8 protein-coding genes are annotated in these 8969 nt (G+C 44.0%); 3 read left to right on the plus strand and 5 right to left on the minus strand.

The window, feature by feature from the left end; genetic code table 11:
• Positions 1-48: 48 nt before the first annotated feature.
• From QUB08_RS30610 to QUB08_RS30625, 4 genes are all read right to left on the minus strand, one after another.
• Positions 49-285, minus strand: a complete 237-nt coding sequence (locus QUB08_RS30610; RefSeq protein WP_333229899.1) for an arylamine N-acetyltransferase — start codon at positions 283-285, stop codon at positions 49-51.
• 22 nt (positions 286-307) lie between these two features.
• Positions 308-676 (minus strand): arylamine N-acetyltransferase, encoded by a 369-nt coding sequence (locus QUB08_RS30615; RefSeq protein WP_333229901.1) that lies wholly within the window; start codon positions 674-676, stop codon positions 308-310.
• 176 nt (positions 677-852) lie between these two features.
• Positions 853-1329 (minus strand): hypothetical protein, encoded by a 477-nt coding sequence (locus tag QUB08_RS30620; RefSeq protein WP_333229903.1) that lies wholly within the window; start codon positions 1327-1329, stop codon positions 853-855.
• A 212-nt stretch (positions 1330-1541) separates the two neighbouring features.
• Complete coding sequence (locus tag QUB08_RS30625; protein WP_333229905.1) at positions 1542-3035, minus strand: hypothetical protein; 1494 nt, start codon at positions 3033-3035, stop codon at positions 1542-1544.
• A gap of 660 nt (positions 3036-3695) precedes the next feature.
• Between QUB08_RS30625 and QUB08_RS30630 the strand changes: the two genes are divergently transcribed.
• A protein-coding gene (locus QUB08_RS30630; protein WP_333229907.1) for an IS630 family transposase occupies positions 3696-4650 on the plus strand; the annotation gives its coding sequence in 2 pieces (ribosomal slippage) (positions 3696-4039 and positions 4038-4650; 957 coding nt in all).
• A gap of 38 nt (positions 4651-4688) precedes the next feature.
• On the plus strand, positions 4689-5471 hold the full coding sequence (locus QUB08_RS30635; RefSeq protein ID WP_333229909.1) for a leucine-rich repeat domain-containing protein: 783 nt from the start codon (positions 4689-4691) through the stop codon (positions 5469-5471).
• A 630-nt stretch (positions 5472-6101) separates the two neighbouring features.
• Here QUB08_RS30635 and QUB08_RS30640 read toward each other — a convergent pair.
• Positions 6102-6830 carry a DUF1295 domain-containing protein gene (locus QUB08_RS30640; protein ID WP_333229911.1) on the minus strand — a complete coding sequence of 243 codons (729 nt, stop codon included), beginning with the start codon at positions 6828-6830 and terminating at the stop codon, positions 6102-6104.
• Between the two features lie 1317 nt (positions 6831-8147).
• Here QUB08_RS30640 and QUB08_RS30645 point away from each other — a divergent pair.
• Positions 8148-8930 carry a tetratricopeptide repeat protein gene (locus QUB08_RS30645; protein WP_333229913.1) on the plus strand — a complete coding sequence of 261 codons (783 nt, stop codon included), beginning with the start codon at positions 8148-8150 and terminating at the stop codon, positions 8928-8930.
• Positions 8931-8969: the final 39 nt, after the last annotated feature.

Here is an 8969-nt window from a genome sequence, read left to right on the forward strand (position 1 = left end):
TAGGCACAGATATTTTTCCTACAGTGAAGGTATGAAAATCCTTAGTCATCAAAGCCAGAACTGCGGAATGTGGGTTGAAACATACCAATTACTCACCTCATAATCGGGTAATTCTTGCTCCTGAAGGTCGAATCTGTAAAGGGATTTCCACTCCTGCTTGATATATGCTTGTATAATGTAGCTGCGATCCACTGCGATCAATCGAAATGGTTCATGGGATGTAGGTTGTTCAATATCCGGCGTCAAAGCAAGCGGCGCGGTAAGCGTTAATCCTCCGAATCCCACATCTGCAATGTATGGCTCTCCATCAATATTGACCCCCAGGCACCATATGGCTGCGAGGTGCGATCGTCCCGGATGGCATATTCCACAGCACGCGAGCTGCTAGATTCGTTACCTGAAAGCCAAGAGCAAGCAAAACAGCCCGCAACAATGAATTTTGTTCAAAACAATAGCCACCCCGTCCCTCGTTGATTAGTTTTTGTTGAAAGGATGCTAAATCCAGCTTCACAGGTTGTTTCAGGAGTGAATTGAGGTTTTCAAAGGCGATCGTTTGGGAATGTCGTTGATGAATTGCCTGTAACGTTGTCAGCCTGGGTGAGCAGTCACCACTATAGCCAATTCGTTGAAAATAGGCATCCAGGTCTATCTCAGTCAGTCGTTGTTGCAATTGCATATTTTATTAAAAGCGTTAGGGGCTTTGATTTGACACTCGATCGATACCGAATCATCTCCAAAGTCAGGCAGCCTTTACGAGATAACGACCAAGCTCACCCGCAGCCGTCCGGGAGCGAGAAACGAGCGGACTGTAGGCGGTCGGGTGCAGCGCCTTGTTAGCCTGTTGTTGGGGCGTTACAGTGCCAGCGCCGTGAAGCCGAGCAACGCCCAATTATTCTTCCGTGATTTGTCATCATCTGTAAAATACTTGTGGTCGAACCAACGGAAACCAGGTTCTTTTCTCACCGACCCGTCACGCTTTGGCTTGCTCATGTACTCATCGTAGATGTGATTAACTCTTTCCACGAGTTCATCGTGTTTGTAAATATAGAAATCGTTTGTGCCATTGTCGTGCATATTTACCAGAACAACATACAAGTTGTGGTTATTCTTCTTTACGCTCATGTTTGGCCCGAATTTCCAACCTTGTGTGTTGGCGATTGCCATAGTTTTGACTTGAATCGAGATTGTTCTTTGGCCGAAAGTATCCGAAGCCAGAACATCAAAAATCTCGTTATTCTTTGGCGTGACAAGTGCCAAAACTCCACGTCGACACAATTCGGCACAAACGTAGTATTCACCTGCGGCACCAATGAGGTTTTTCGAGAGCATGGGCGTTACTGATTTAGGGTATGAAAGGCTAATAGGCAAGTCATAGAAACCAGTATCGACAAAGCTTAGGGATTTTCAACTTATTTTTTTCATATCTTGGTTAAGCAACGTCGATGTACGTGGAAATCTGGCGTTCTGAGACACTTTTTCCCCGCTCCTTAGCCAATGGTAGCCAGCACCAATGATCGCAAACTGTCATTGGGGATGTGCGCTCATCGCTTTGGTCGGGTAGAGGCTCGGTTTTTCAGCTGGGGCGGTGTCTTGTCGCTATAGGTAAATGGTAGCCCTTTGTACTTTAATCTCTCCTCCAACCATTTGGGTTTCTCGCTAAACGAGAGCGACATCGTACCATCCGGAGCAACGCGATACACCCATTTTGCCCCCGGACAAATAGATGACTTCATATCGGGAACCGATGCCGGCCATTTTCCGGTTTTGGCTGCTAGTGCTTTGACTTCCAAAATTTTCTGAGTGAGTTCCAAATCCAACATATACTTGGCTGCTTTACTGGTTTGGCTGGGAAAACTTGTAGATGTCCTACCTATATAATTCCACCACGCGAAGTCCTTTGCCGTAGCTGAATCAGAAGCGCAAACATTCTGCTGGCGAGATGCTGCAAGTGATCGTTTATAGGCGTGATAACTATCGATCGCACAAAAGCGAATATAAGGTTTGATTAGCGGCTTGAACCACACCAGGACATGAGATAAAGTCCAGTCTAAGATTTTTTCTTGTAAAGTTGGGGGATCGTTAATTTCGCTCGGAAGTGTCTGAAATAGTGAAAGTATTCCCTCATCACTAGAAGCGCCTGATGCTTTTAGTATCGAAGACCACGAGTATTTCCAAACGAAGTCTTGCGAAAATTTGAACTTAGACAAATATTCTCCCTGCAAGGATGTCGATATCGACTCGCGGTAATCGTGTTCCAGCAAGCGCTGTTGCCACTGAGCGGGAAGGCGATCGGCTTTCCGCATCGCCCCTGCTGGATATGTAGCCACAATCAAAGCCACAAGTTGAGGGATTAGGAGGGGGCTTTCTGCTAAAGACTGGTTGATTTTCCAGGATACTTCCAGCATTTCTGCTGCTGCTTCCGTCTGACCTTTACGGTATTTTTCTAGAATGTCTAGGGCTAAAACTTTTTGGAAATTAACCTGCCCTAAATAACTGGGTAGGGGAGCCGTCACATCTCCTTCCACAATCCAGGTAATATCTGTTCCCCTGTGCGGTACTTCATTATTTAAAACCTGCTGGCGAAGTTCTGCTAAAGCCGTTTGCCGGGAGGCGAGATAGCGCTGTAATTTCTCTGAAGGTGGATTTACGGTATCGTTTGGTTTGGAAATCTCAGCGTTTAGATACTGAGTTAATTCTTGTCGGATTTCTTCAAATGCCTTTCGATCGTCCTCTGAAGACCTAAAATCAGCCCTAGACTCGATGGAGCGATCTACAGAATAGAAACTTGCCCTGGCTCCACCGATCCCCACTTTAGCAAGGGACGCAGCCAACTTCAATGCCGCATCATTCGGCTCAGTTTTGGGAAACCGTTGGGCAAATGCTGCTAAATCCTGCTCGATTTCTTTTTCATACACAGAAGCCATATAGTTGCCACCCACAATCCAGGCTGCCAGCAGTCCCGCCAGCCCAACAGCCGAACCACCCAGAAATTTGAGGCACTTTTTCCGTCTGAACGATGGGTTTTGAATGTCCATAAACTCCTTTTTTGCGCGATCACACCTGAAAATGAGGCGTTGCTGAATACAAGCGTGAATTCAAGTTTTCGGAATGGCTATAAGCCAAGTAGAGTGAGTTTTGTAACATCAAGTGAAAAGTTTATTCATACGCCAGAATCAGCAACGCCTTACCTGTTTATCTTGCCCACTTTTTTTTGGCGCACGATCACATAACCAGGTCGTGTAACCTTTCTGCACTTATCCAGCAAGCCCTAAATACCTAACACGCCACACCCGAAGGCTAGAGCAGGATAGGTTCATATCTTGACGTAAGTAGGTAGGCGGGATTAAACCGAACTACGTAACAGTATGTAAACAGGGCTAAATCACTTACGTTTAGGGGATTTGGATACTTTACAATCGTTTACATGGTTGCGTTTTACAGCGCCTACTTACTTACCCTCTGCAATTTCAAGTCCTAGATGGGGAAATATAGCCTTTCTCAGAAAAATGAGGTATCATGTTACTGACAGTCACTCGTGAGGGTCAAACAGAGAAGATCAGCTCAAATGAACTATAATTACATGGTTCACTAAAGCCACGCGAAAGCCATACCACACATAATAGCATTTTTTTGACAGCACGATCTGCTTGACTCACAACACGTTTACTTGTACTCCTCTTCATACATTGTTAAAAATGAAAGCTTATTCGATTGATTTTAGGCAAAAAATCCTTGATACTTATCATGCTGAACCCATTTCACAAAAAGCAATAGCTAAGCGTTTTTCTGTAGCCCTGAGTTTTGTACAAAAATTGCTTAAACAATATCGTGAAACAAAAAACATTACTCCGAGAACTGAGCGATGTGGAGTCAAAGGCAAACTCAATGCGGAGCAACTACTCATCTTGGCCCAATTGATTGAAGAAAATAATGATGCAACTCTTGAAGAACTCCGTTATTTACTTTATGGAAAAATCGGATTTTCCGTTAGTAGAGCTACCATAGGAAGAATGATAAAACTCTTAAACATTACTGTAAAAAAAAACTCTATTCCCTTCAGGCAAAGGCACCGACCGAGTTCAAATCCTGCGATGTGAGTTCTGGGAAAAAATTAAAAAGATTAGTTTGAAAGAGTTAATATTCCTTGACGAATCGGGAGTTAATTTGGCAATGGTTAGGTTATATGCTAGGTCTTTAAAAGGTGAAAGAGCCAAGGGGCCCAAACCAACTAAACGTGGCAAAAATGTCTCAATAATTGGAGCAATGTCAGTCAATGAAATTTTGACATCGGTTAATCTAATAGGCGGAACTGATGCAATTACATTTGAAGCTTTTATTATCAGAAAACTCGTACCAAAACTCTGGAAAGGTGCTTGTGTGGTGATGGATAATTGTCCTATTCACCTGGGAGAAGAAGTCAAAAAAGCTATTGAAAAGAAAGGCGCAAAATTAATATACTTATCACCTTATTCACCAGATTTTTCACCAATTGAGAATTTGTGGTCAAAACTTAAAATCATTCTCCGTTCTATCAAGACTACTAATTATCAAGAGTTAGGAAAAGCCATCGAGTTTGCGTTCGGACAAGTTACATCGTCAAATATTTTTAACTGGTTTACACACTGCTGTTATTGTACCTCATCTTTCTGAGAAAGGCTATATATAAAAATCCACAGAGGTTATTCCCTATGATTTTATTAATTCTGGTTTTCATGTTGGTGGTATCGAGTCAGTCGCAAAATAGTGGAAATGAACCTTCCTCATGGGTCGTTCAGAAACAACGGGGCGATAGTGGACGGACATTTGCTGATTGGTGTCGCGAAAAGGCTTCTTTGAGTCCTGAAACTAAACATACTATTGAGGTGTTGTTGGAGAAAGCGGGAACTACTGAGTGCGAGGCTGCCGATAGACAACTTTCAAGTCTCACGGAACTAAAGCTCGACAACAATAAAATCAGCGACATCAAACCGCTAGAGTCCTTGACTAACCTAACTGAGCTCTGGCTCACCGAAAATCAAATTACCGACATCAAAGCCGTACAATACTTGACTAAACTGACTGATCTCCGGCTTACCCAAAATCAAATTAGCGACATCAAACCCCTAGAATCCTTGACTAAACTGACTGAACTCCGGCTCGACAACAATCAAATCAGCGACATCAAACCGCTACAATCCTTGACTAACCTGAATAGTCTCTCTCTTAACGGCAATCAAATCAACGACATCAAACCCCTAAAATTTTTGAGTCAACTATATGAGCTTTTCCTCGACAACAATCAAATCAGCGACATCAAACCGCTAGCATCCTTGACTAACCTGACTTATCTCACCCTCACCCACAATCCGATCAGCGACATCAAACCGCTAGCATCCTTGATTAATCTGGCTGCGCTCAAGCTCGGCGGAAATCCTATCACTCCCAGGGCTTGTCCATTAAAACTAGAGCTAGAGTCTGCCTGCGAGTGGTAGCCTTGAATTAAATGCTTAAACTTTGCAGTGGGGGAAATTTGAGTTTCCCCGCCTAGCCTCACCCTGCAACCTACTACCCTCTACCCTGCAACTCGCATACCTTGCGCTGCACCCTAAGCTGATCACAATTTTTGACCTCAATCCCAAAATAAAAATAGTTTTTCGGTCGGAGTCGAAACTTTGCACCGATCGCCAAAATGAACCCTACAATCTAAAATCTAATTTCTCAGACTCGCTCCCAGAATGCTAAAGTGTACGCCCTGTATACGTTTGAGCTGTTTTTTCGTATTAAGGGTAAACATTAGGGGTAATATCGCTTCGCTCTGGGTTGGGGTGTCTTACTTGTCTTACAGTCTGTCTTACATAGCACCCTACTCTCTAACTTCCAAAGCTAGATTGTTGGGGCTGATTTGGTTGCCAAGATGCTTGATGCACCGTTGCCTGAAAATGAAGCCCCACTACTAAAAGCTAGAGAATCAAATAAAAATTAATTTTGTATCCTGACCTAGCCGTACTTCAAATGTCGCTACCTTTTAAAAGACCTTTCCTTCAGGACATACTAGCAGACAAAGGCATTCATAATGGGGACTCATCGTGAATGCCTCAAGTCTAGGCATAGATTGCTGGATATCACCAAATAAAGGGTATCAGACGAGTGCTGGCTTGTTGATACTCTTGATAGTTTGGGTACTTTTGAGACATTGACTCTTCTTTGGAGAAAATACGCTGTATGTAAAGTAGAGCAATTAAACTTGGTAGTAAATAAGCCCAAATGGAACCCGCCACAACACTGAAACTTAGATATCGCAGTAAATCACCAAAGTAGTTAATATTACGAGAAAAGCGCCAAATCCCATCACTAACTAAACCCGCTCCATATTGCTTGGCCGTCAGTTTTTGAATGTCAGCCGTGGCATTGATTAGAGAGCCAAAAAAGAAGAGTGGCAGCGCGACAGCAGCGGCTGCCCAAGAAAGAGGCTCCGGGTTGGTGAAGGCTAAATATCCAGGGGTAGAGTAAAAAACACCGACAAATAATAGACTGAAGATGAAGCCAGTAACTCCGATCGGTTCGCTGAATATCTGTTGTTGCCGCAAGGGATAAAACCATTGCTCAATAAGCCACCACAGACAATAACTAATGTGTAAACAAAGATAGATGATTTGGCGCAAGTCTTTGATGCCAAAAATTAAGGCATAAGCAACCAATAATAAAATGGTGAGGACTTTTGCCGTATTAATCGCTGTCAGTTGGGTAATCCCAGAACGAGTTGAACTAGCTGTGTTCTCCATTGTTTTTTCAGAAATAAATGGCATCGTATATTCAACAGAGGACGAACGCTTGATTAAATTGAAGCGCACGGCTCTTAGTGGGAATGCGATTGGGGGGATACTTTAGCCACAACGCCCGGTACAATGGGCGATCGCATAGCCACTGCTTTGACAATTCATCGTACTTGAGTTGTGGTCAAATGCCCCCCCTTACGGCTCTTAGAAACTGGGTCATCCCAGCCTGCATTACCTTTGAGTTTAATCAAATCCTGACCTCAAAGCAGCAGTTAAAGACACATATCCTGACCCTGGGTTTAAAACTGCTACAGATTCATCAGGATATAAGCGTTTCCCCGCCTAACCTCCCTCTGCAAACTCAAGTACCTCACCCTGCACCCTGGGGCGATCGCCTTTTTTGGTAGGGATTAGAACAAGACCGACTAGGATCGCCGGACAATTAGAACAAAACCTATTTACCCGATGATCGGAACACGTACCAGTCAGCCACTTCGGGATCTGCTTGTTTCATAGGTTTCAGTCGTTACTTTATTGGGTCTGGAGGTGGTGAGGTGGAATTCTGTGATTGCCTTTCTTGCTTTGTTGCCCATCGCTGATGTTCCCAAAGATCGCATTGATAGAGGTAGACGGCGGTCACAGGTAAAAAGAAGTGGGCGATGGCTGACTCCGAAATTGAAGACTCTCGAACAAAGGGTATGGTAAAAATAAGCTTATTAACCCAAGACCATAAGCACCAAGTGAAAGATAGAATTACGAGGGCATTCCATCCTTCCCTGCAATGTCGCCCAGCTCCCGCACATCGCTTGCTAATAAGCCATTGATGGATGCGATCATAGTTCGGCACCTGACTTGGTAGGTTTGTAATGGCTGCTTCAACTATTGTCGCAATCAGGTAGTGGAAGAAGGTAAATAGGAGGGGTGGCGCCAACCAAATAGTTGGCAGTAATATCAAAAGATCATAAGGGTGGCTAACTGGAATGCTGTTATTAAAAAAGATAAAACTCTGGAAAAGAGCGAAACTCCTCAACCATGAGATAGGATAAGGAAACCACGCGGGCCATGATGGAATTTTCATGAGCTTGCAGTTTTGATAGGGATAACAAGATTGTCTCAAGCTTTAGCTCCAAGTGGTCAATTCAACATTCCAGGTTAGTACCTGGGAGGTTGAATCGTTACTCGCACCGCAAGAGTACGACAATCCGAGCCGAGACAGTGCCAAATATGCGATCACTCAACACGTAGAATTTAGCAGAAGATTTGCTCATTACTGGCAACCGAAAACCGCAGGTATTTCAACCATTTATCACGTAAATCGAAGGATGCGGGATGCTCAGAAAGCTTGAGGTTCGATCACCATGACTTCTTCCTGCCTTTACACTAAACGAGCTAGTGATTAAGATTGACAAAAACACAAAAGGGGTGGCTATGTTCGATCGCGCTCAATGGTTTTTGGCTGGTATGTCGATCGCATTTTCGGTTCACCTAAGTCACCCAGTGACAGCCGTGCCCGTTGGTAAAGCTGTACAAATAGCACAAACTAACAGTAGTAACGCTGCCCCAAAAGTATATGAAGAAGCAGAGAAACTCGAAGAACAAAGAACAGCGGAAGCTTTAAGAGGTGCGATTGTCAAATACAAAGAAGCATTAAAACTGTATCGAAAAGCGGGCGATCGGAATAGGGAAGCTACCACTCTCACCAGGATTGGCGTTGTCTATGATAATTTAGAAGAAAAACAGAAAGCGCTAGAGTATTACAACCAGTCTCTTCCACTGAGTCGGGAAGTGGGCGATCGCAAGCAAGAAGCTATTACCCTCACCAGTATCGGCGATGTTTACTCGGATTTGGGAAAAAACCCGGAAGCGCTAGAGTATTACAACCAGGCCCTTCCCCTAAGTCGGGGAGTGGGCGATCACAAGCAAGAAGCTATTACTCTCAACGGCATCGGCCAACTTTACTTAGATTGGGGAGAACAACACAAAGCGCTAGAATATTACAACCAGTCCCTCTCCATTTTTCAGGCTGTAGGTGATCGCCGTGGGGAAGCTTACACCCTCAACAACATCGGCCAAGTCTACTCAGCATTGGGGGAAAAACAAAAAATGTTAGAGTATTACAGCCAGTCCCTTCCCCTTTTTCGTAACTGCTCAATAACCGCTGCTTGGGGTATCTGAGCTAAGTAGTCCCAGAACGCTAGCCAATAAACTTATTTC

Origin of the sequence: Microcoleus sp. BR0-C5 (genome assembly GCF_036705045.1) — a bacterium.
Lineage (GTDB): Bacteria > Cyanobacteriota > Cyanobacteriia > Cyanobacteriales > Microcoleaceae > Microcoleus.